Here is a 22,530-nt window from a genome sequence, read left to right as displayed (position 1 = left end):
CCTGAGCTTCAGACCCACACGGACGAACAATTGGGCGCCTGCGCGGCGACCGACGTTCGTCGTGGGGACCTTATGCACGAGGCCAAAGGCCAGAGCTTTCGTTCCCGAAAGGACTTGGGCTTACCAAACCAAGTCTGCCTTTTCCGACGTAGCCCCAATAGCATCGTTGCGATCGATCCGCAACGGAACATGGCGGCGGCAAACTGTGGGCTTTGGTGGTGCGAGCGGCAGCTTTTCGGAACGCGAATGGCGGCCTTGGAGGTCGGCTAGTGGGTCGTCAGCGGAATGGCAGTTTTCTGGCTAGTTCATTCCAGAACCGAATCGTCCGCTTCCGGCCCTATTCTGCCGAGAAGCAATGCGCCGCTAACCGACATTCGCAGCAAATGCGGCATGCGCTAGCAGTCAAAAGTCCTGGTACCAATCGGGGAGCTTTGTCATCTCGACTTCTTATAGCCAACCGCCCGAAAAACCTGCTCGGTGCAGTCCCGCGATGATGGCCGGCACGCGGCGCATCAGGCGCCACAGGAAGCCCGAGCGGTAGTTCTCTATCATCAGAGTGATCGGCCCCTGATTGATGCCGACGTGGTCCGGCGATACCCAACCGCATGGCCGGCCGTCGGCGGCTGCTATTGTCGGATTGAAGCTTGCGGTGAAGCCGTAAGGGTTGCCCTCTTGCAGGTCGATCTCATGGAAATAGCGCAGTGCCGGCAGAACGATCTCTGGCGCAAAGGGCAATGAGGTAATCGCTGCCCACGGCGACAACGTTCCATCATCAGGGCCGAATGGCGCACCGCGTGCCAGATAGCCGAAGAAACGGCGGCCACCGACCATGATTTGACGTTTTGTCGGGCTTGGGCCGTCGCTGGCGGTAATGCCCCAGCAATTCTCGCCATAACCGCTGAAGCCCTTCGGATTGCGAATGGCGTAGTCGCGTTGCAGGTAGGTTGCCTCGCGGCTGTTCTCGAAATAGTCGCAGTCGTGGTTGCGCATGGAAGCATCGCGGATGCCGCGAAAATCGATCCAAATATGCGAGAGCTGGTGGATGAAGAGTGGACCGGCGTAAACCAATTCCCGGCCATAGATCTTTTTCCACTTGTAGGTGGATAGCCAGGCCGCATAGCTCTCGGGCGGCAGCGGATGGGTTGGCGAGCCGAGGCCCAACACATAAAGGATCACCGCTTCGTCGTAGCCTTGCCAGCGATAGCGCAGGAAGCCTTTTCCAGGCCGCCAGCCATGGGTGACGGTAGCGCCGCCGTTCTGCGCCCATCGCCAGTCGGTGCGCCGGTAGAGCGCATCGGCAAGCCGCCGGATTTCCAGTTCGGATTCATCGTCCTCGCCAAAATAGGCGCCGGCGGCCAGCGCACCGGCAAGCAGAAGCGCCGTATCGACCGTGGACAGCTCACACTTCCAGACGCGGCGGCCGGTCTCCATGTCGAGGAAATGGTAGTAGAAGCCCTTGTGGCCCGTTGCGTCGGCTTCGGGCCCTTGCGGCGCGTTCCAGAAGAAGCGAAGCGTGGCGAGCGTCCGTTCAGCGGCGGCGGCGCGCGTCATGAAACCGCGCTCGACACCGACGGGATAGGCCGACAGGGCGAGCCCGACGGCGGCGATGCTGGCCGGTGACCCCGGGGTGTTGCGGTCGGCGATCAGGCCATTCGCCGGGTTGGCCTCTTTGAGAAAATAGTCGAAGGACAGGCGCTGGATGTCCGAGAGAAGCTCGTCGTTCGGCGGGTGGTCGCTCGATGCATCCATGGCTGTCGATATAGAGGGTTTCGCTGAGCTTCCCACCTTTTTGGTCGACTTGTCGCCTTTGGGTCATGTCACGACGATGCTCGCGCTGGCCCCAGGTGTCTCTATAACTAGGTTCGAACACCAGAAGCTGACATTCCGCTAACGGCCCGAAACGGTCATTCCGGATGACAGGTTGCGTGAAGCAGTCCGCGCAGTGCAGGGTGGCGCAAGAAGGATGGTTCAGTCGAAGAAGCCTGCATCCTCGTCCCGGAGATACTTCCTGGCTGTTTCGGCGTCGATATCGAGGCCCAGCCCCGGCGCTTCCAGCAGGTCCACCATGCTGTCCTTCACGATCTGCGACGGCAGGCCAATTACGAGGTCCTCCCACCAGGGGTCGGAGGCGCTCGGGTATTCGAACGCGATGTAGTTGGCGGGCAGGGTGGCGCAGACATTGATCAGCGCGCCGAGGCCGAGAAGGCCGTTCGCGGTGCCGTGCGGTGCCATCAGGATCGAGTGCATGCAGGCGTGCTCAGCGACCCATTTGAGCTCGGCAATGCCGCCAATATCGGCTGGATCGGGGCCGATGACGCGCACCGCCTGCGTTTCGATCAGCTCCTTGAAATTGTGCCGCAGGTAGATCTGCTCGCCGGTATGGATTGGCGTCGAGGTGGAGGTGGTCAACTCCCGATAGGCCTGCGGATTGACCCACGGCACATAGTCGCCGGTCAGCATGTCCTCGAGCCACATCAAATTGTACTTCTCGACCGCGCGAGCGAACTTGATTGCATCGGGCAGCATCCAGCCCGGGCCGCAGTCGAGCGCCAGGCTGACCTTGTCGCCCAGCACTTCCTTCATCGCGATCACGCAGTCGAGCATATGGTTGAAACCGCGCTCGCTGATCACGCCCTGGTCCATGGCACCGTGATAGCCGGCCTTCTTCTGCGTCACGCCGTAGTGAAAGCCCTCGATGGTATCCTTCATGTTGGAGTGGAACGAGATTCCCTGCTTGATCATGAAGAAATTCTGCGGCTGCTCCATCATCCATTTCACGTCAGCGGCGTAATCCTCCGGCCGGTCCCCCGTTCGCTTCTGGCGGATCGAGCCGTTATAGACGCGCACCTTGTCGCGCACCTTGCCGCCGAGCAGTTTGTAGGCCGGCACGCCTGCGGCCTTGCCGGCTATGTCCCACAGCGCATGCTCGATAGCGCTTACCGCCGCGCCATAGGGCTTGAAAGAGCCGCGTTGGCGGATCTTCAGCATCACCCGCTCGACGTCGGTAGGGTCCTCGCCGATCAGCGCCTCACGGAAATGCAGCACCCAAGGCTTGAGATAGGTCTTGGTGAACTCGACTTCGCCAAGGCCATAGAGGCCCTCGTCGGTAACGATGCGGACGATGGGATGTTTGCCGATGACGGCGCAGCGGAGATCGGTGATCTTCATCTTCGGTTCTTTTCGCCTCAGCTCCAGATACGGTCCCAGGAATACTCGTCGTCCCAGTGATCCGTGGGCTGCCAGATGCCGGTGACACCCGGCTGCAGATGCTGCGAGATCACCTCGTCGACGACGTCGTCAATCCCCAGGCCAGGTTTGTCCGGAACAGTGATAAAGCCGTCCTTCACGAGCGGCTTGGGAAGGCCGGTGACGATATCGTCCCACCAGTCGACATCGGCAGAGTGGTATTCGAGCGCCATGAAGTTTTCGGTCGCGGTCGCGACATGTGCCGCGGCCATTGCGGCGATTGGACTTTCGGCCATATGGATGGCCATTGCGACGCCATGGTCCTGGGCCATGTCGCCGATCTTCTTGGTCTCGAGGATGCCCCCGCTTGTGAGCAGGTCCGGGTGGACAATGGAGAGGCCGCCGCTCTTGAGCAGAGGCTCGAAGCCTTCCTTAAGGTAGATGTCCTCGCCGGTGCAGATCGGCACCGTGGTGGCGGCCTGCAGTTGCCGGAACTGCTCGGTGTACTGCCATGGGATCACATCCTCGAGCCAGGCCGGCACGTATTTTTCAATCCGCCTGGCGAGCCGAATGCCGTTCTGCAGCGAGATGTGGCCGACATGGTCAATGGCGAGCGGAATATCCATGCCGATAACATCGCGAACCTCGGCAATGTACTGTTCAAGCAGGTCGAGGCCCTTGTCGGAAAAGTGGAGGCCGGTAAACGGATGGGGAACGTTATGCAAATCGTAAGCGGCATTGCGGGCGCGGCGCTCCTCCATGGTCTTGACCGGGCCGCGGCCGGGATGGATGCGGTACCCTTCAAGTGAGCCGGCAGGGGAGACGACCGCACCGGGTACATCCGCGATCTGCATCAGCCCCAGATCCATCTTGAGGAAGGTGAAGCCGAGCGCCATGCGCTGCTTGAGGCGCTTGCCGGTCTCGGTGCCGCTCGGCACGGTAGCGTCGGTGTCGCAATAGACGCGCACCTTCTCCCGAAACCGGCCGCCGAGCATCTGGTAGATGGGAACGCCATAGGCCTTGCCGGCGAGATCCCACAACGCGATCTCGACCGCCGAGACGCCGCCGCCTTGCCGGCCGTGGCCACCGAACTGCTTGATCCGGCGAAACAGGCGGTCGATGTCGCAAGGGTTCTCGCCAAGCAGCCGGCTCTTCAGCATCAGCGCGTAGGTGGCACTGGCGCCGTCGCGCACCTCGCCAAGCCCGACGATACCCTGGTTGGTGTAAATCTTGAGCAGGGTTGAGGTGAACGGCGCGCCGACGATTTCGGCTACCCGCATGTCGGTGATGCGAAGCTGGGATGGCTTGGAGTTCGCGTTTACCCGATTGAGCGCTTCGTCGGCGCCACCTGTCTTTGCCATGACTTATCCTCGTTTTCGGCTTGTCGTCCCCCACCCTGGGCCGGCATTTAGTCTTGCTAGCCCAACTCAATCTCGTGGGCCTGCAGGTAGTCGCGGTCCATCTCAATACCGAGACCAGGCTTCGACGACAGCTTGAGGCTGCCGTTCGAAATGTCGAGTGGTCTGTCGATCAGGTGATCGTACTTGCCCAGGTTCCACTCCGACGTTTCGAGTTTGTAGAAATTGGGAACGGTCATCATCACCTGCGCTCCCGCAACCACGTTGATCGGTCCCGCGGCGTCATGTGGCGAGACCGGCACGTAGTAGGCTTCGCACAGCGCAGAAATCTTCTTGAGTTCGGTAATGCCGCCGGTCCAGGTAACGTCGGGCATGATGTAATCAGCGAGCCTGTTCTCGAGTACCGGCACGAAATCCCATTTCGTGTGGCCGCGCTCGCCCCACGAGATGGCGGTATTGACCTTCTCACGTACCTGCTTGAGGGCGTTAAGGCTCTCGGGCGGGCAGGGCTCCTCAAACCAGTCGATCTGGCCGGCCTCCTCGAGGCTCCGACAGAGGCGAATGGCGGTGGGGACATCGAAGCGGCCGTGCGCATCGATGAGAATGTCGACATCGGGTCCTGCCGTTTCGCGGATCAGAGCCGTGAGTTCGGCGGCCTCGCGCTCGTCCTTGCGGGTCATGCTGCCATCGAGGTAGCCGTCTCGCTGTTCGCGGGGCAGGCCATCGGCGCTGCGGCCCTGGTGGGGGTAGGGATCGAACTTGAGCGCAGTGTGTCCGGACTCGACAATGTCTAGAATTTCGCGGACCACGGCCTCCTTGCTGGTGAATTTGGCCTGGTTGGGATGGGTGTAGAGCGCGATTTCATCGCGTACCGGCCCGCCAAGCAGCTCGTAAATCGGCTTGCCGAGGACTTTGCCCTGGATGTCCCAGAGGGCTATGTCGATGGCGCTCACGCATTCGACGGCGGCGCCGCGGCTTCCCATGTAGGTGAAGCTGCGGAAGATCTTGTGCCAGAGATGCTCGATACGCGCCGGATCCTCGCCTGTCGCGGCGACGCCGATCTGCCGCAGGATCGTGCACAGAGCGCGGTTGGCGAGCCTTGTCGTGGTGGTGATCTCTCCCCAGCCACTCACTCCCTCGTCGGTCGCCACTTCGACGAACAGGAACTCTCCCCAGTAGGAAGCATCGGACTTGATCAGCCACGGCCGAATGCTCGTGATTTTCATCTCAACTACCTTTGCCTGGAAATGGTCAGCTAACGATGTTCTGGACTGGACATTCTATCCGGCCCGAGCGGCGTTGCGCGCTCGCATCTGTTCGAGAATATGCCGGCCCGAACCCTCGACATGGCGGGAAACGAGTTCGGCCGCCTTGTCGGCCTCTCCCGCCTTCACAAGCGCGATGAGTTCGCGGTGCTCGCGCATGATCGCGGCACGTCGCGCCAGCGTGAAATTGAAACGACGGCTCACGGCTCGCAGCACTTCGCGGTGCTTCCACCAAAGCTCGGCGGCGTGGCGGTTGTAGTGCCGCTGGTACATCACGGTGTGGAAAGCGGTATCCAGCTCACTGTGCCTGAATGTGTCGGCGAAGTTGTTCTCTTCGATCAGGCCTTGGAGACGTTCGAGTTCGGCGATGTCCTCGCCGGTAGCCATATTCACAAACCATCGTGTCAGGGCTGGCTCGATCAGAACACCGATCTCGTAGATATCCCGGACAAAATCTTGATCAATGGGTCGCACGCGCGCCCCGCGGTTGGCGATAAAGGTGACAAACCCTTCGCCGCGCAACAACTGCAGGGCCTCGCGCACAGGATTGGTCGAAGTGCCGTGACGCCGGGCGAGATCGGTCACGACAAGCCGTTCGTTGGCAGCGAGCCGTCCCTCGATGATATCTTCCCTGATCAATTCATAAAGCGAGGCGCCCTCGCTGGAGGCCCCGATGGGATCGGTCCCCACCGGTGGCATCGCTTTGAAATCGCTTATTTCGGCCAAGGCCGGCTCCCCAATTTAATACATACCTTGCCCGATATCACACACGGCTTTCGCAAACAATGTACGATTCTGCGCGTTGACAGGCAATTCATGATCTGAAAACGTACCAAGCGATCGAGAGGATACACTGAGCTGGCAGAAGCATCCTCGCGATCGAAACGAGTAAGGACCGCTTCAGGGCGGCATGGGAGAACCAGGGAGGATACCTATGACGAGAATTGCGCTCGGCAGCGCCGTCCTGCGCGGCACTGTCGCCACTGCTTTGATGGCATCCCTGACGTCTACATCGGCGCTGGGTGCACCGCCGGTCGACCTGAGCAAGTGGTCGCCGGAGTATGTGCGCTCGATTGCGGGCACACAGGATTTTGACACGGCGGCCGATTGCGCCAAGGTCACCCCGCTCGATTACAAGGGGCGACTGACATTCTGGTATCAGGGCGTGTTCGAGGGCGACCCGGACCTCCTGCGCCAGTACTACAAGGATTTCTTCGAGACCTTCCGCAAAACCTATCCGAACATCCAGCTCGAGGAACAAGCCCTCACCTATAACGACCTTCTCGACAAGTTCCGCACCGCGCTCCTGGGCAATGCCGCGCCTATGGCGGTCCGCCTGCAGATCCTGGGTGGTACCGAGTTCGCCTCAAAGGGCTATCTGCAGCCGCTCAAGCCAGAGGATGTGGGGTATTCGACAGAGGATTTCTGGCCCGGCGCCATGAAGGCAGTGACCTGGGAGGGCGTGACCTACGGCATTCCGACCAACAACGAGACGATGGCGTTCATCTGGAACGCCGACATCTTCAAGCGTGCCGGCCTCGATCCGGACAAACCGCCGGCAACGTGGGACGACGTGGTCAAGTATTCCAAGCAGATCCACGACAAGCTCGGCATTGCCGGATATGGCCTCGTGGCTCGCAAGAATGCCGGCAATACGCCGTACCGCTTCATGCCACAGCTGTGGGCCTATGGCGGAGGTGTCTTCGACGAAGCGACGCCGAACCCGACCTATGAGCAGGTCCAGCTCGATAGCCCGCAAAGCAAGGCAGCGCTGCAAGCCTCCTACGACATGTATGTTCGCGACAAGTCGGTTCCGGTTTCGGCACTCACCAATCAGCAGGCCGATAATCAGCCCCTGTTCGTCGCTGGCCAGCTCGGCATGATGATCTCGCACCCGTCCGATTACAACGTCATGCTCGACCTGCAGAAAAAGGCGACGGGCACCGACAAGGACAAGGCGCAGACGGTCATCGACAACATGCGCTACGGCCTGATCCCGACTGGTCCCGACGGCAAGCGCGCCGTCGTGTTCGGCGGCTCGAACATTCACATCCTGAAACCCGAATATGTCGAGGGCGGCAAGGTAGACGAGCCGGCCGCGAAAGCTATCATCTGCATGTGGACGAGCCCTGAATGGTCGCTGAAGATGGCCTACGCCGGATCAAACCCTGGCAACCTCAACGGCTTCAAGACCAAGTGGATGAAGGAACGTCTGGACAACATCAAGTTCCTCGACGTCACCACCTCGATGCTGCCATACGGCATCCCGTTCCCAGCTCTGCCGCAGGCCCCCGAGATCATGAACATCATCATCCCGGACATGCTGCAGAATGCCCTGACCGGAGCGATGACCGTCGACGAGGCAGCGGACGATGCGGCCAAGAAGGTAAAAGACCTGATGGGCGGACTCTAGTCCAAGCCACACCTACGACCTGGACCGGCTGCGCCGCTGGCGCAGCCGCAGCGTTCCGAAGAAAAAGGGCACGCCACAAGTGACGATCGTGACCGGCAAGGCCGAGGCTCGCCGAAGATTGCAACCCGGTTGGTCCGGCGCGCTGCGGAAGGTCTGGGAGCATCGTGCGGACTACGCGTACGTGCTCCCAGCGATCGCCGTGATGCTCATCGTCATCGCCTATCCGATCTACTACACGGTCGAGCTGTCGTTCTTTAAGACACCGCCTGGCCTGCAACTCCGCGACAAGACCTTCATCGGCTTCGACAACTACACGACCATCCTCACCAGTCAGGTGTTCTGGAAAGTCACCTGGAACACACTGATCTGGACTCTGGGGTCAACTTTCATCTCCTTTGTCCTGGGGTTTGCCACAGCGCTGGCGCTCCACCGCGACTTCATCGGCCGTGGTGTCCTGCGCGCCGTCCTGATCATCCCTTGGGTCATCAGCGCCGTCGCCGCCTCCTACATCTGGAAGTGGATCTACCATTCGGACTTCGGGATCATCGGCGCGGTGCTGGTCGGCCTCGGATTGGCCGACCAGCCGCCGAATTTCATCGACAATGTCAGCACGGTGCTGCCCTCGCTGATCGTCGTCAATATCTGGCGCGAGTTTCCGTTTGCCATGATCATGATGATGGCCGGCCTGCAGACAGTCCCCGACCAGTTGCTGCGCGCCGCAAAAGTCGATGGTGCCAATGCATGGCAGCGCTTTTGGCACGTCACCTTCCCGCACTTGCGCAACGTCTCGGTGGTGACGATGCTGCTGCTCGCGGTGGCCAACTTCAATTCCTTCATCATCCCCTGGATCATGACCGGCGGCGGGCCGTCGAACGCATCGCATATCTGGATAACCCACATTTATGAGCTCGCCTTCGGACGGCAGCGCTGGGGCGTGGCATCGGCCTATTCGGTGCTCCTGTTCCTCACGCTGATGACGCTGGGCTACTTCTACGTCCGTGCGTTAAGCGGCAACGAGCGGAAAGAGGGGAGCTGATGAGCACGATTGCCGAGACAGCACCTCGTGCCCAGACCCGTCGCCGCATGCGCGTCGACGGATGGCGGTGGGCCGGCCGCATATTCCTCGTGTTTATGCTGCTTTATACCGCGTTGCCGATGATCTGGATGCTGATCACCTCGATCAAGTCCGGATTCGCGGCGACGCAATTCCCGCCGCAATGGTGGCCGGACGAACCTACCCTCGCCAGCTATCAGAAACTGCTCGATCCGCAGAACAGCGTCGGCCAGGACTTCCTCCGCTTCTTCTGGAACAGTCTTTTCGTGTCGACCGTCACGACAATCCTTTCGGTGATCGTAGCTGTCCCAGCGGCCTACGCGTTTTCGCGCTTCAGTTTCCCCGGCCGGAATTTCCTGTTCTTTGCCGTGCTGCTGCGCAACATGTTCCCGGCGGTGATCTTTCTCGTGCCACTCTTCATCCTGATGCGCGCCATCGGTCTGATAAACACGCATGGCTCACTGATACTCACCTATCTCACCTTTGGCCTGCCGCTGGCGATCTGGCTGCTCAAGGGCTTTTACGACAATATCCCGGTGCAGCTTGAGCAGGCGGCGCGCATCGATGGCGCAACACGGTTCCAGGCCTTCATCATGATCGTGATGCCGCTCTCGACGCCGGGGATCATCGCCACCGCAATCTATTCCTTCATCGGCGCGTGGAACGAGTACATCTACGCCTACACCTTCCTCTCCAAGAACGAGCAGTTGACCCTGCCGGTCGGCATCCAACGCTTCTTCTCGGAAAATACGACGGACTTTCCGGGCCTGATGGCGGCCAGCTTCATGATGAGTGTGCCCGTCGTGGTGCTGTTCCTGGTCCTGCAACGATACTTCGTACGCGCCCTTACAGAAGGCGCGGTCAAGCACTAGGGAGTTGCCGATGGCCCACGTGGTCCTCCAAGATCTCGTCAAGAGCTATGGCAGCTTCAAAGCTGTCAACCACGTTTCGCTGACGGTCAATGACGGCGAGTTCGTTGCGCTCGTCGGGCCTTCAGGCTGCGGCAAGACAACCACGCTCAATCTTGTCGCGGGGCTGACCCCGATCACAGCGGGCGACATCATCATCGGCGAGCGGGTGGTCAACGACCTCGACCCCAAGGACCGGGACATCGCAATGGTGTTCCAGAACTACGCGCTCTACCCGCAGAAATCGGTCTACAAGAACCTGGCGTTCCCGCTTCAGATGCGCAAACTCCCCAGGGACGAGATCGACAAGAAGGTCAAGGAAGCGGCGCGAGTGCTCGACATGACGCACCTGCTCGAGCGCAAGCCGCGCGAACTTTCGGGCGGGCAGCAGCAGCGTGTGGCCCTTGGCCGTGCCCTCGTTCGCGACCCCGCCGTGTTCCTCATGGACGAGCCACTGTCTAACCTCGATGCCAAACTGCGCGTGCAGATGCGGTCGGAGATCAAGCGTTTCCACCAGGACCTCAAGGCGACGATTATCTATGTGACGCACGACCAGCTCGAAGCCGTGACCATGGCTGACAAGATGGCGGTGATGAATGGCGGCTACCTGCAGCAATACGATTCACCGGCGCAGGTCTTCGCCCATCCGGTGAACATGTTCGTGGCCAGCTTCATCGGCAGCCCGGCGATGAGCCTTATTCCGTTAGAGGCCTCGATGGCAAACGGCAACACGGTGTTGACCGGCGCCGAGGGCTGGCGCCTTGAGCTCTCACCGCGCAATGCCCAGAAGGTGGCGAAAGCGACGACCAGGAAAGTCGTGCTCGGCGCACGTCACTCGACGATCAAGCTCCACAAGAGTGCGGTCCCTGGTTCCATTCCGGCCAAGGCCTACACGGTGGAACCGACCGGCGACGTCACCTTCGTCCAGGCGTTCCTGTCCGGCGCCATCGTCAACGTCAGCGTGCCGCCAAACATTGCCGTCGCGCCCGACGAGCAGATCTGGCTCGAGTTCGACCAGGAGCGGATGCATCTGTTCGATGGCGAAACTGAAATGGCCCTCAAGGCCAACTGAGATAGAGCGAATGCGCGTGAAACGTGGGCGTGGATGACTGAGAAACTTAAGATCACCGCGATCAAGCCCTATCCGGTGTGGGTAGGAACGCGCAACCAGATGCTCGTCAAGGTCGAGACCGACCAGGGCATCTTCGGCTGGGGCGAGAGCGGCTTGAGCGGTCGCGAGAGGGCCGTGGCCGGCGCGGTTGAGCACTATCGCGAGTTTCTCATCGGCCGCGACCCGATGCAGATCGGGCGGATCTGGCAGGAGGTTTACCGCAGCCAGTACTTCGAAGGCGGGCGAGTCCTTCAGGCGGCGATTTCCGCCATCGACATCGCCCTTCACGATATCAAGGGCAAGGCGCTGGGCGTGCCGGTCTACGAGCTGCTGGGCGGCAAGCAGCGCGACCGCATTCCCACCTTTGCCTCGACCGGCGACGAGGCCGAGGGCGACGTTGCCATCGAACGGGCCCGCGAACTTCGCGCGCAGGGGTGGCAGGCGATCCGCTTCTTCCCCTTCGGGCAAAACAGCAAGGACATCTTCGAGCCGCGCGAGTCCATCGGCGCTACCGCAAGTATGCTGAACAAAGCGCGCGAGGCGCTGGGCAGCGACGTGGTCCTCGGCCTCGACTATCATCATCGGCTGTCGGTGGCAGAGGCCGCGAGCTTCTGCAACAAGCTCGGTCGCGGCGTGCTTGATTTCCTCGAGGAGCCGATACGGGCCGAAACGCCGGAGGCCTATGAATCGCTGCGCACGATGACCGAAATCCCCTTTGCCATAGGCGAGGAATTTGCCAGCAAGTGGCAGTTCCTGCCCTACATCGAGCGCGGCATCCATCAGTTCAACCGGCTCGATGTTTGCAATGTCGGCGGGCTCACCGAGGCGATGAAAATCGCTGGCTGGAGCGAGGCGCATTATGTGGACCTGATGCCGCACAATCCGCTTGGTCCAGTGTGCACGGCCGCGACCGTGCATCTCGCTGCCGCGGTACCCAACTTCGCGTGGCTCGAGACCAGGGCACCCGAAACAAAGCTGGGCTTCGACAATTCCGACTTCTTCCCCGTGCAACCACGGCTCGACGGGACCGATTACCCGGTCGGCGATCTGCCGGGGCTCGGCGTCGAGGTCAACGAAGTTGCGGTCCAGGCGCAGAGTTTGCGTTTCTGGGAAGCGCCTCACCTTAAGCGCCGCGACGGTTCTGTTGCGAACTGGTAGTTCCATTCAATCGGAGTCCACAATGACACATACTTCCGACATCATGCGGCCGCCTAAGGACCTGATCGACGCACTCAGGGAGATCGGCGCCGCGACGGTTGCCGGCACGCTTGGCCATATGGGTTTCCGCAATCCGCACATGGTCGGTCCGGTGGCGCAAAACCACGGGAAGTCGATCGTCGGGCCGGTGCTGACGCTGCAGTTCCTGCCGCAGCGGCCGGACCTCTTCACCGAAGGAGAATATGCCGATCCGGAGACACAGCTGCACCGGCACGTGCTCTATCACGCGCAGGAGGGCGATGTGGTCGTGGTCGACGCGCGCGGCGACATGAGCTCGGGCGTCTTCGGCGATATGATGTCGACGTATTTCAAGGGCAGGGGCGGGGCCGGTATCGTCATCGATGGGTGCATGCGCGACCGGCCCAATGTCGAAAAGCTCGACCTGCCCCTATGGCTGCGCGGCTGGACGCCAAACTATCATGTGCAGACCAGCATCTATCCCAATGCCGTCAACGTTCCGATTGCCTGCGGCGGTGTCACGGTGATCCCGGGCGACATCATCGTCGCCGACGACGACGGGGTGGTGGTGCTTCCCGTCGTGATGGCCCCGAAGGTGATCGAAGAATCACAGAAGCATCATGATTGGGAGGAGTTTTCGCGAGCGAAGCTCATGGAGGGCGGGCCGTTGCAACGCTACTATCCGCTGCATGATGATGCCCGCGGAGAGTACGAGGAGTGGCGCAAAACAAATCGCCTGGAGAACCCGAGTTAGTCAGCAGGCCTTGGCGATCAGTTTTGCCAGGCAATCGCCAGCCTCGGTCCCCGGCACGCCAAGATCTCTGACACTGTCCATATGGTTGCGGTTCGGGAGCACATCCGACGTTACCAACGATCCCTGCCGCAGCAAGCTTGCTTTGAATCGATCGGCTTGCTGATGGAAGGGTGGCGTCTCGTTGGCTCCGACCAGGACCGCCGCCTTGGTTTGAGCATCATGCCGACAGGCGAGAGGTGTGAACATGGCGACTTCCTCGTCGGTTATTCCAATCTCGTTGGCGAGAAAGGAATCCTGGAGCGGCTTCAAATCATATAGTCCGCTCAGGAGAAGGGCTGCCTTCACATTCGAGGGGGTATGCTCGCCTTCGAACAGGAACGTTGCAAGATGGGCTCCAGCCGAATGACCACTGACGGTCAGGGCCGCCGGGCTTCCGCCATGATCGGCGATGTTGGCCAGGACCCACTGCTTGGCGCGGCGCACCTGGTCGACAATCCTCGCCATTCGGACCTTGGGCATCAGAGCATAATCAAGGATGACGGCGATGGCCCCGGCTTGGGTAATCGTCGTCGCCATATATGAATAGTCGCGCTTGGAGAACATTCTCCAGTAGCCGCCATGGACAAAGATGTGCACCGGTAGCGCCGTTCTTTTGCCCGCGGGAAAGAACAGGTCCATGGTCTCGGTCGGATCCGGTCCGTAGGCCACGTCGGCGGCCATCGGAATGGCGGCGCGGGCGACCTCGCTGCGGTCAACAATGTCCTGCACGATTTGGTCAAAATCAGCAACGTGGTCGCGGATGCGAAAGGGATCGCCTTGCATTCTTCTTCAGCTCACATGCTGACGGCGAGGTATTTCGCCTCCATGAACTCGGCAATGCCGTGATGCTGCCCTCCCTCGCGGCCGAGCCCACTTTGCTTGACGCCGCCGAAGGGAGCTGCCGGATCAGACATCAGCCCGCGGTTGAGAGCAATCATCCCGGCCTCGATGCGGGAAGCCACCCGCATGCCGCGCGCCAGATCGCGCGTGTAAATGTAGGCAGCAAGCCCATATTCGGTGTCATTGGCGCGTGCGATGACCTCGGCCTCCGTTTCGAAGCTCGAGATTGGCGCCACCGGCCCGAATATCTCCTCATGCGCCATCTTTGCGTCGCCCGGCACGTCGCGAAGCACCGTCGGAGGATAGAAGAAACCGCGCCCGGACAGGACTGAGCCGCCGCACATGACCCGCGCGCCGCGTGTGACCGCGTCGACGACAAGGCGGTCTATCTTCTCGACCGCCTTTTTCGTGATCATGGGCCCGCATTCCGTGTCCGGATCTGTGCCAGGGCCGACCTTGAGCGACGACATCCGCTTCTCGAGGCCATCGCAGAAGGCTTCGTAGATGCCAGATTGCACATAGAGGCGGTTTGCGGCCGTGCAGGCCTCGCCGGCGTTGCGCATCTTGGCCACCATTGCACCATCGAGCGCCGCTTCGAGATCGGCGTCGTCGAACACAATGAACGGTGCGTTGCCGCCCAGCTCCATGGAACACGAAACCACATGCCTGGCAGCCTCTGCCAGCAGAGCGCGACCCACACCCGTCGAACCGGTGAAGGAGAGTTTGCGCACCCGCGGATCGGCCAGCATGGCGGCTGTCAAAGGCCCGGGACTGGAGGTTGTCAGGACGTTGACCACCCCTGGTGGAACGCCCGCGTCCTGGTAGAGCGCGGCGAGCGCATAGGCGGTAAGCGGGGTCTCACTGGCCGGTTTCAGGATCACCGTGCATCCAGCGGCAAGTGCCGGCGCGATCTTGCGCGTCGCCATCGCGGCAGGAAAATTCCAGGGCGTGATCAGGATGCAGATGCCGACGGGTTCGTAGTCGACCACAATCCGATTGGTGCCGGAAGGCGCAGTACCGAATTCACCGGTAATGCGAACGGCCTCCTCGGCATTCCAACGGAAAAATTCCGCGGCATAAGCGATCTCGCCGCGGGCATCCCGCAGGGCCTTGCCGTTTTCCAATGCGATGAGAGTAGCCAGTGCCTCGGATCGTTCCGTCATCAGCTCAAAGCAGCGTCTGAGGATCTCGGAACGCTTTCGCGGCGACGTTGTCCGCCAGCCATGGGCTGCTTTGGCAGCGGCGTCAATGGCGGCGGCCGCGTCCTCCAAGGTCGCATCGGGTACGGCCGCGATGATGGCTTCCGTCGACGGATCAATGACCGGAATTACCCTGCCATCCGCGGACTGCCGCCATTGGCCGCCGATATACAGCCGGTGCGAAATTGTGTGGAAGTCGCTGACGCCCTGATCATCCGACAGAACCTGTGAAAACGTGTTCATCTCGATATTCCCGATTGTTACATGATGCTGGCGAGGTCGCCATCGAAGGCCGCCTGGACCAGGTGTCGCATGGTCCGCAAATCGAATGGACGCGGGTTGTTCTTGATGAGGCGCTCGATACCGATCGCCTGTTCCGCCGTCCAATCGAGCTTATCTGCGGGCAGCCCCAGCTCGGCTAACGAGGAGGTGATCCCGATTGCCCCAAACAGCCGGCTGACTTCGGCAATGGTCGCGTCGGCCAACTCGTCGGGCGTCCGGCCTTTACCATCGAGGCAGAGCGCGTTGGCGATCTCGGCCATCTCGGTCGCTGCGGCTGTTTTGTTGTACTTCATGACGTACGGCAACATGGTGGCGACGCCCAATCCGTGAGCGGTGTGGGTTATCGCGCCAACCGGATATTGCACGGCATGCGCTGCCGCTGTGCCGGCCGTTCCGAACGCGCAGCCGGCTGCCAGTGCACCCATCATGACGTCGGCCCGGGCGTCCTCGTCAGAGGGCCGGCCGCATGCCGTTTCAAGGCTTCGGCCAAGCAGCTTGATCGCCAGCAGGGCGAAATGATCGGTCAAGGCGGTTTTGCCGATAAAGACATGGTTCTGCGGAAGGCCGGGATCGGTCCCCCGCCTGGCGGCCGTGAACGCCTCGATTGCGTGCGTCAGCGCGTCGGCGCCTGCGATCGCCGTCAATCCCGGCGGGCATGTCATCGTCAGTTCAGGATCGCAGATGGCCGCGGCCGCGATCAGATACGGGCTGGAGATGCCGACCTTCAGTGTGCGATCCGGATCCGAGATCACGGCAACCGGGGTCACTTCAGAGCCGGTGCCGGCTGTCGTCGGCACCGCAATCAGCGGCAGCGTCGGGCCGGGCACCTTGAACTCGCCGTAGTAATCCTGGAGCTGACCGCCGTGACTGATGAGCAGCGCGGCGCATTTGGCCAGGTCGAGACAGCTGCCGCCGCCAATGCCGATCACCATGTCGGGCGTGAACTTCCGTGCTTCCTCGACGCAGACGGCAATGGTGCCCCGAGGAACGTCGGGTAGCACGCGGTCATGCACCAGTACGTCTATCGAGGCGGCTCGCAGTGCCGCGATAATCTCTGCGAACTGGCCCGTTGCGGCAAAACGTTCATCGGTGCAGACGAGCGCGCGACGCCCGAGCCTGGCCGCGACAACCGGAATGACGTGGCGTTGGCCCTTCCCGAAGAGGATTTCGCGTGGCAGCCTTATCGCAGCGAAAAGGCTCATGACCTGCATCCTGTGATGATGTCTGGAAAGGCCGCTGGGGCGGCACGCTGCTCCCGCAGGGCTACCGGTAGCGTCATTGCTTTGTCTCCTAGCTGCCGCAAATGATATCCTCTATAAAATCGTATAGGATATAGGATTGCATTGGCCGGAGCATCGTGTTAGCAACTCAATGTGTCAAGAGACAAAACATGCAGGCCATGAACTTACCCAGTCTAGACGAAGCGAACCTCGCCGGCGGGCGTATCCAGCGCTCCAGCAGCCTGGTTGAGGACGTCTACGAAGCGATCTTTGCGCAACTCATGTCGCTGAAGATTGCGCCGGGCTCGCGGATCACGGTCGACAGCCTGGTCAAGGAATTCAACGTATCCCACACGCCGATCCGCGAGGCGCTTGGCCGGCTCGAAGGCGAAGGCCTGGTGCTGAAGACGCATCTGATCGGTTACCGCGCTGCGCCGCAGATCACGAAACGGCGGTTTGACGAACTTTATGAGCTTCGCCTGCTGCTCGAACCTCATGGCGCAGCCAAGGCAGCCGCGCTCATGGACGAGGTAAAGCTCGCGCAGCTTCAGAAGTCGGCCGGCGTCATGGCGCGCCGTGAGGGCAAGGACGAGCGCCTGCGGTATTCCAACTTCGCCCGCCAGGATGCCATTTTCCATGACAAGGTCATGGAATTCGCCAACAACGAACTCGTGCGCGAGACATTGGCGCACCAGCACACCCACTTCCACATATTCCGCCTGATGTTCCATTCGCGCGTCACCGAGGAGGCGCTTGACGAGCATGAGGCCATCCTGGCCGCTTTCGCTGCGGCCGATCCTGCCGCTGCCGAGCAGGCGATGCGTCGCCATATCGAGCATTCCCGCGACCGTTTGTTGTTGGCGTTCGACTGAGACTGTCCCGATGTCCCCGTACCCGCCGTTGACGGTCATCACGCAGGCCAGTGCCAACGAAGACTACTTCCCCGATTCACCCTTCTAGAAACTCAAACCTACCAGGCGAGTACAGATCTCGCCCGGCCGTTGTCACAGGAAAGGAAGTACCATGCCAGGCAAAAAGATCCTGATGCTGACCGGTGAATTCACCGAGGAATACGAAATCTTCGTCTACCAGCAGGCGATGGAAGCGGTGGGCCACACCGTGCACGTCGTGTGCCCAGACAAAAGCGCCGGAGACCTGATCAAAACATCGCTGCACGATTTCGAGGGCGATCAGACCTACACCGAAAAGCTCGGCCACTATGCGCTGATCAACAAGACCTTTTCCGACGCTGAGAAGCAGCTGGAGCAATACCACGCCGTTTACTGCGCCGGCGGCCGTGGCCCCGAATACATCCGCACCGACAAGCGCGTACAGGCGATGGTGCGCCACTTCCACGAAACCAAGAAGCCGATCTTCACGATCTGCCACGGCGTGCAGATCCTGATTGCGGTGGACGGCGTCGTGCGTGGCAAGAAGGTCGGCGCACTGGCGGCTTGCGAGCCCGAAGTGACGCTTGCGGGCGGCACCTATATCGACCTGTCTCCAACGGAGGCATATGTGGATGGCACGATGGTTTCGGCAAAGGGCTGGACGGCCCTTGCAGCGTTCATCCGCGAATGTTTGAAGGTGCTGGGAACGGAAATCCGTCACGCGTAAGCGTTTGCTTCCGACGCGTTCCAGAGGATGCGTCGGTTCCCTTCAATGGCGGGTCGACTACATCATTCAACAAGTCGGATAAGCGAACGCGTCAACGTTGCTCTTGCCGACGCCAGGTGCGCTCGGCAGGCCCGCTCAATCCGGTCAGATTCGCGGCTTTCGAGCGCATCGATATAGGCGAGATGCTCGAGGATTGCCGCCTGGTTGCGCTGCTTTTCGTCCTGCTTGTTCCACTGATAGTGGTAGTGAAAAATGAACGTGATGATGTCGTAGAAATCATCGATGAAGCGGTTCGGTGATGCCTCGTTTATGAGCCGGTGAAACCGGTTGTCCAGGCCGGAGAAGTCATGAAAACGGCCCTCAATTCGCTCCAGCAGGTCGGCATGCGCCATCTTGAGCGCAGCGAGTTTCGACCATAGGGGAGAACTGTCCGGCTGTAGTGAAAATAGTTGCGCCGAACGCAGTTCGAACATTACTCGGATCTCGAAGAGCTCAAGCGCAAAGCCTTCGGTGAAACCCTTGAAAAGCCAGCCTGTATTCGGCCTTTTCTCGATCAGCCCAAACCGGCTGAAGCGGATCAGGAATTCGCGAATTCCGTTGGTCGCAACGCCGAATTGGCGCGCAAGCTCGAGCTCATTGATGCTGGTTCCAGGCCTGGTGTCACCCCGCAGCATCCACTCCATGAATTGCTGTTCGACATGCTTGGCGCGAGGTGTGGTTTCGGCGTCCGGATAGTAATCGTTGTCGCTGACCGGGCGGCCCGTCGACCTGAGGCCGTGGCGTTCGGTGATAAGTTCGCGGTGAACCAGTTCCCGCAAAACCTTTCTGACGGTTGTGCGGCTGACGCACATTCGCCGTCTAAGCTCATTTTCGGAAGGAAGTTCACCGGCCAGTTGCCCGTAGCGCAGCATATTCGCAGCCCGATTGAAGGCCTTCTTGTAGACGGTGTCGGTTCTCATCGGATTTTCCTTGGGAACTATAGCTTGTCCTTTTAGCATGAACTTTATCCATAAAAAACAACTTGACCCGGCCTGGCCGGTTGTTTTTTATCGATAAGAAGAGGACTTGAACACGAATTGAGTTTTTGACGACGCGGCTCGTACAAGCCGCGGCGGGGAGGGGAAATTTGCCTGAAACGGGAAACACCGGCACGACTGTCGGCGAGGCCGCGTTGCCGGCATCCAGGAAGCCAGAAGCCGTTCCCGGCCTTGCGCTCGGCCTGATGCTGCTGAGCGCTGGTCCGGTCGTCATCCTGGTGCTGCTGATCGCCGTCCTCAGCTTTCTGTCGCCCTATTTCCTGACGGGACGCAATCTCAGCAACATCCTTGCCCAGACGGCCGTCATCTCGGTTGTCGCGATGGGCCAGCATCTGGTCATCCTGACACGCGGCATCGATCTCTCCGTCGGCTCGAACCTTGCACTGGCCTCCGTCTTCGGCGCGCTGAGCTTTCATGCCGGTGCTCCCGCCATCATCGTGATCGCCGTGATGGTTGGCTGCGGTGCCGCGGTCGGCGCCATCAACGGGCTCTTCTACGTCTTCGGCCGGCTGCCGCATCCTTTCATCATCACGCTGGCGACATTGAGCATCGCCAAGGGGCTGGCCCTGCAACTGGCCGATGGCCGCGCCATCCCTGGCATGCCGGATTCGATCGATGCGCTTGGCCGCGAGGCGGTTTGGGGCCTGCCTGGATCGGTTTTCGTCGTTGCGGGCGTTGCCGCGGTTCTTTCCGTCATGGCTAAAACCATGGTCTGGGGGCGCTGGATTTATGCCGTCGGCGGCCGGCCCGACGCCGCGCTGCGCATGGGCATTCCCGTGTCCCGGGTCCTGGTTTCGGTCTATGTCATCTCAGGACTGTGCGCCGGCATCGGTTCCGTCATCCTTGCCGGCCGCACCGACGCCGGTTCGCCGCTGTTCGGCAATCTGCTGGAACTGGACACGATCGCGGCGGTGATCATTGGCGGCGCCAGCTTTCTTGGCGGCCGCGGCCACCTCGGCCATGCCTTGATCGGCGCCATCATGATCGGCGTTATCCGCAACGCGCTCAACCTGCTCAACGTCAATGTCTTTTTCCAGCTCATCGTCATCGGCGTGGTCATCGTGATCGCGGTCGAGTCCGACGTGCTGCGCAATTACCTCGAAGGGCGTGTGCGTGTCCTGCAAGCCGGAAGGCAGTCATGAGCGCCGCTGCGGATAACGCCGATCACGCGGTCACGGCGGACAATCCCGTGCTGGCGGTACACGGTGCTACCAAGCGTTTCGGTTCGGTTCTGGCCCTCGACGATGTCAGCATCGAGGTGCGGCGCGGCGAGATCGTCGGCCTGCTCGGCGACAATGGCGCGGGTAAATCGACGCTGACCAAATGCATCAGCGGGGTGCACCAACTCGATGCCGGCGCGATCCTTTTGGACGGTGCGCCAACGCAGATACGCTCCCCTGCGGATGCGCGCTTCGCCGGCATCGAGACCGTCTATCAGGATCTGGCGCTGTTCGACAATCTAACGCCGGGACAGAACTTCTTTGCCGGTCGCGAGCTGGCTGGCCCGCAATGGCTTCCGCGCGGCCTGCGGTTTCTGCAGCAGCGCCGGATGGACGCCGAGACCCGCGCTCTGCTGGCAAACCTGAAAGTTACGCTGCCGCGGCTGGATGCCGTCGTCGCCATGATGTCTGGCGGTCAAAGGCAAGCGATCGCCGTGGCCCGCTCGACCGTGTTCGCCCGCAAGGTTGTCATTCTGGATGAGCCGACCGCCGCACTCGGCCTGCGTGAATCACGCCAGGTGCTCAATCTGGTCGCTGCGCTCCGCGACCAGGGCAATGCCGTCATCCTGATCACTCACAACATGGAACACGTCGTCGAGCTCGCCGATCGCGCGGTGGTGCTTCGCCAGGGCCGCAGGGTCGGCGAACTGGTGCCGACCAAAGGCAACAAACAGGAACTGGTTTCCATGATCGTTGGAGCCTGACCCGTTCGAAATTTGGGGACCTTTCAGGTCCGCAAATGCCTGAAGCGTCTCCCGCCGGGAGGCGTCTCAATCCAAGGGAGGAATACAATGCCAATGAACCGAAAACTGTTCGCAGGGCTGGTGATCGCTGTTGCGTTTTCCGTGCCGGCTTCGGCCGCAGACAAGATCAAGGTTGGCCTGATTACGAAATTCCCGGTGCCGTTCTACTCGACCATGGAGGACGCCGCCAAGAAATACGCGGCCGCTCATCCGGAGATCGAACTGGTCACCGGCCAGGGCCAGGCAGCTACCGACATCGAAGGCCAGATCGCTCTGATCGAATCCATGATCACGCAGGGCGTCAACGGGCTGGCAATCACTCCGGTCGACCCGACGGTCGCGCCGGCGCTCGACAAGGCGGTGGCCGCCGGCATCAAGGTGGTTCTCGTCGACAACAGCATTCCCAACTGGAAAGGCCAGACGGCATTGGTCTCGACCAACAACCTCAACGGCGGCAAGATCGCCGGAGAGTATCTTAAAACGGTGCTCAAGAGCGGTGACAAGATCGGTATCCTGCAAGGCGTTCCCGGGGTGCCGGCTCTGGATGACCGGGTCACGGGCATGATGGAGGGATTGGGCGACGTCAAGGTCGATGTCGTCGGCAAGGGCGCAACCAACTGCACGCTGGAACTTGGCACGTCAGTGACCGAAGACATCCTCACCGCCAATCCCGATCTCAAGGCGATCTACTCGGCCTGCGGTCCGCCGATCCCTGGCGCCGTCAAGTCGATCAGCAATTCCGGCATTGCCAACGACAACCTCATAGTGGTCGGCTTCGACGCGTGCTGCGGTGAGATCGAAGCGATCAAGTCGGGAGCGGAGGACGCCAGCGTAGCTCAATTTCCAGCGAAAATGGGTGAGCTTGGCATCGACACCGTCGTCAAGGCCATCCGCGGGGAACCCGTCGAGGCCAATGTGGATACCGGCGCCGGACTGGTGACGCTGCAGAACGTCAAGGACTTCGAGTGATCCACCAGCGGTGCGGGGGGGGGGGGCGGCGGGCGGCGGGGGGGGGGCGGGGGGGGGGGGGGCGAGGGGGGGGGTTTTGGTGGGGGGGGGCCGCGGGAGGGGGGGGGGGGGGGGGGGGGGGGGGGGGGGGGGGGGGGGG

General features: G+C 61.1%; 20 protein-coding genes. 11 read left to right on the top strand and 9 right to left on the bottom strand.

Annotated elements, in window-relative coordinates; all coding sequences use genetic code 11:
- Window positions 1-447: 447 nt before the first annotated feature.
- From NKH99_RS26400 to NKH99_RS26380, 5 genes are all read right to left on the bottom strand, one after another.
- The gene (locus tag NKH99_RS26400) at window positions 448-1,749 is read right to left on the bottom strand and encodes a glucoamylase family protein (protein ID WP_352774853.1); all 1,302 of its coding nucleotides are present in this window, start codon (window positions 1,747-1,749) and stop codon (window positions 448-450) included.
- A gap of 219 nt (window positions 1,750-1,968) precedes the next feature.
- Window positions 1,969-3,168 carry a mandelate racemase/muconate lactonizing enzyme family protein gene (locus NKH99_RS26395; protein WP_353016444.1) on the bottom strand — a complete coding sequence of 400 codons (1,200 nt, stop codon included), beginning with the start codon at window positions 3,166-3,168 and terminating at the stop codon, window positions 1,969-1,971.
- 17 nt (window positions 3,169-3,185) lie between these two features.
- On the bottom strand, window positions 3,186-4,547 hold the full coding sequence (locus NKH99_RS26390; RefSeq protein WP_352774857.1) for a mandelate racemase/muconate lactonizing enzyme family protein: 1,362 nt from the start codon (window positions 4,545-4,547) through the stop codon (window positions 3,186-3,188).
- A 56-nt stretch (window positions 4,548-4,603) separates the two neighbouring features.
- On the bottom strand, window positions 4,604-5,770 hold the full coding sequence (locus NKH99_RS26385; protein ID WP_352774859.1) for a mandelate racemase/muconate lactonizing enzyme family protein: 1,167 nt from the start codon (window positions 5,768-5,770) through the stop codon (window positions 4,604-4,606).
- Between the two features lie 54 nt (window positions 5,771-5,824).
- Window positions 5,825-6,535, bottom strand: a complete 711-nt coding sequence (locus tag NKH99_RS26380; RefSeq protein ID WP_352503622.1) for a GntR family transcriptional regulator — start codon at window positions 6,533-6,535, stop codon at window positions 5,825-5,827.
- Between the two features lie 208 nt (window positions 6,536-6,743).
- Here NKH99_RS26380 and NKH99_RS26375 point away from each other — a divergent pair, with 208 nt between their 5' ends.
- The 6 genes from NKH99_RS26375 (at window position 6,744) to NKH99_RS26350 (ending at window position 13,225) form a co-directional block, all read left to right on the top strand.
- Window positions 6,744-8,222 carry an ABC transporter substrate-binding protein gene (locus tag NKH99_RS26375; RefSeq protein WP_352503623.1) on the top strand — a complete coding sequence of 493 codons (1,479 nt, stop codon included), beginning with the start codon at window positions 6,744-6,746 and terminating at the stop codon, window positions 8,220-8,222.
- A 79-nt stretch (window positions 8,223-8,301) separates the two neighbouring features.
- Window positions 8,302-9,258, top strand: coding sequence for a carbohydrate ABC transporter permease (locus tag NKH99_RS26370; RefSeq protein WP_352774862.1), 957 nt, complete (start codon window positions 8,302-8,304; stop codon window positions 9,256-9,258).
- Window positions 9,258-10,148, top strand: a complete 891-nt coding sequence (locus NKH99_RS26365; protein WP_023679256.1) for a carbohydrate ABC transporter permease — start codon at window positions 9,258-9,260, stop codon at window positions 10,146-10,148. The genes NKH99_RS26370 and NKH99_RS26365 overlap by 1 nt, the downstream gene beginning before the upstream one ends.
- 10 nt (window positions 10,149-10,158) lie before the next feature.
- A complete protein-coding gene (locus tag NKH99_RS26360) occupies window positions 10,159-11,256 on the top strand; it encodes an ABC transporter ATP-binding protein (RefSeq protein ID WP_352474430.1) in 1,098 nt (365 codons plus the stop codon).
- Between the two features lie 33 nt (window positions 11,257-11,289).
- Window positions 11,290-12,453, top strand: a complete 1,164-nt coding sequence (locus NKH99_RS26355) for a mandelate racemase/muconate lactonizing enzyme family protein (RefSeq protein ID WP_352474432.1) — start codon at window positions 11,290-11,292, stop codon at window positions 12,451-12,453.
- 22 nt (window positions 12,454-12,475) lie between these two features.
- Window positions 12,476-13,225, top strand: a complete 750-nt coding sequence (locus NKH99_RS26350; RefSeq protein WP_352474433.1) for a ribonuclease activity regulator RraA — start codon at window positions 12,476-12,478, stop codon at window positions 13,223-13,225.
- Here the strand turns inward: NKH99_RS26350 and NKH99_RS26345 are convergent, their stop codons facing one another.
- From NKH99_RS26345 to NKH99_RS26335, 3 genes are read right to left on the bottom strand one after another with little or no spacing between them, the layout of a single operon-like run.
- Complete coding sequence (locus NKH99_RS26345) at window positions 13,226-14,047, bottom strand: alpha/beta hydrolase (protein WP_502899689.1); 822 nt, start codon at window positions 14,045-14,047, stop codon at window positions 13,226-13,228.
- A gap of 11 nt (window positions 14,048-14,058) precedes the next feature.
- Window positions 14,059-15,546 carry an NAD-dependent succinate-semialdehyde dehydrogenase gene (locus NKH99_RS26340; protein WP_352774864.1) on the bottom strand — a complete coding sequence of 496 codons (1,488 nt, stop codon included), beginning with the start codon at window positions 15,544-15,546 and terminating at the stop codon, window positions 14,059-14,061.
- A 17-nt stretch (window positions 15,547-15,563) separates the two neighbouring features.
- Window positions 15,564-16,787, bottom strand: a complete 1,224-nt coding sequence (locus NKH99_RS26335) for an iron-containing alcohol dehydrogenase (RefSeq protein WP_353016442.1) — start codon at window positions 16,785-16,787, stop codon at window positions 15,564-15,566.
- 188 nt (window positions 16,788-16,975) lie between these two features.
- On the opposite strand from NKH99_RS26335, the gene NKH99_RS26330 reads away from it, so the two are divergent.
- Window positions 16,976-17,677, top strand: coding sequence for a GntR family transcriptional regulator (locus tag NKH99_RS26330; RefSeq protein ID WP_352474438.1), 702 nt, complete (start codon window positions 16,976-16,978; stop codon window positions 17,675-17,677).
- Between the two features lie 151 nt (window positions 17,678-17,828).
- Window positions 17,829-18,422 (top strand): DJ-1/PfpI family protein, encoded by a 594-nt coding sequence (locus NKH99_RS26325; RefSeq protein ID WP_352493019.1) that lies wholly within the window; start codon window positions 17,829-17,831, stop codon window positions 18,420-18,422.
- A gap of 62 nt (window positions 18,423-18,484) precedes the next feature.
- Here the strand turns inward: NKH99_RS26325 and NKH99_RS26320 are convergent, their stop codons facing one another.
- The gene (locus NKH99_RS26320) at window positions 18,485-19,381 is read right to left on the bottom strand and encodes a GntR family transcriptional regulator (RefSeq protein WP_353016440.1); all 897 of its coding nucleotides are present in this window, start codon (window positions 19,379-19,381) and stop codon (window positions 18,485-18,487) included.
- Between the two features lie 167 nt (window positions 19,382-19,548).
- Here NKH99_RS26320 and NKH99_RS26315 point away from each other — a divergent pair, with 167 nt between their 5' ends.
- From NKH99_RS26315 to NKH99_RS26305, 3 genes are all read left to right on the top strand, one after another.
- Window positions 19,549-20,601 carry an ABC transporter permease gene (locus NKH99_RS26315; RefSeq protein ID WP_352774869.1) on the top strand — a complete coding sequence of 351 codons (1,053 nt, stop codon included), beginning with the start codon at window positions 19,549-19,551 and terminating at the stop codon, window positions 20,599-20,601.
- The gene (locus tag NKH99_RS26310) at window positions 20,598-21,383 is read left to right on the top strand and encodes an ATP-binding cassette domain-containing protein (RefSeq protein ID WP_352503633.1); all 786 of its coding nucleotides are present in this window, start codon (window positions 20,598-20,600) and stop codon (window positions 21,381-21,383) included. Before NKH99_RS26315 ends, NKH99_RS26310 begins: the two co-directional genes overlap by 4 nt.
- A 93-nt stretch (window positions 21,384-21,476) precedes the next feature.
- Complete coding sequence (locus tag NKH99_RS26305) at window positions 21,477-22,391, top strand: sugar ABC transporter substrate-binding protein (RefSeq protein ID WP_352503634.1); 915 nt, start codon at window positions 21,477-21,479, stop codon at window positions 22,389-22,391.
- The last annotated feature ends 139 nt before the right edge of the window (window positions 22,392-22,530 follow it).

Origin of the sequence: Mesorhizobium sp. M0854 (assembly GCF_040319815.1) — a bacterium.
In the GTDB taxonomy this organism is placed as follows: domain Bacteria; phylum Pseudomonadota; class Alphaproteobacteria; order Rhizobiales; family Rhizobiaceae; genus Mesorhizobium.
This window is presented reverse-complemented; position numbering and strand designations above follow the sequence as displayed.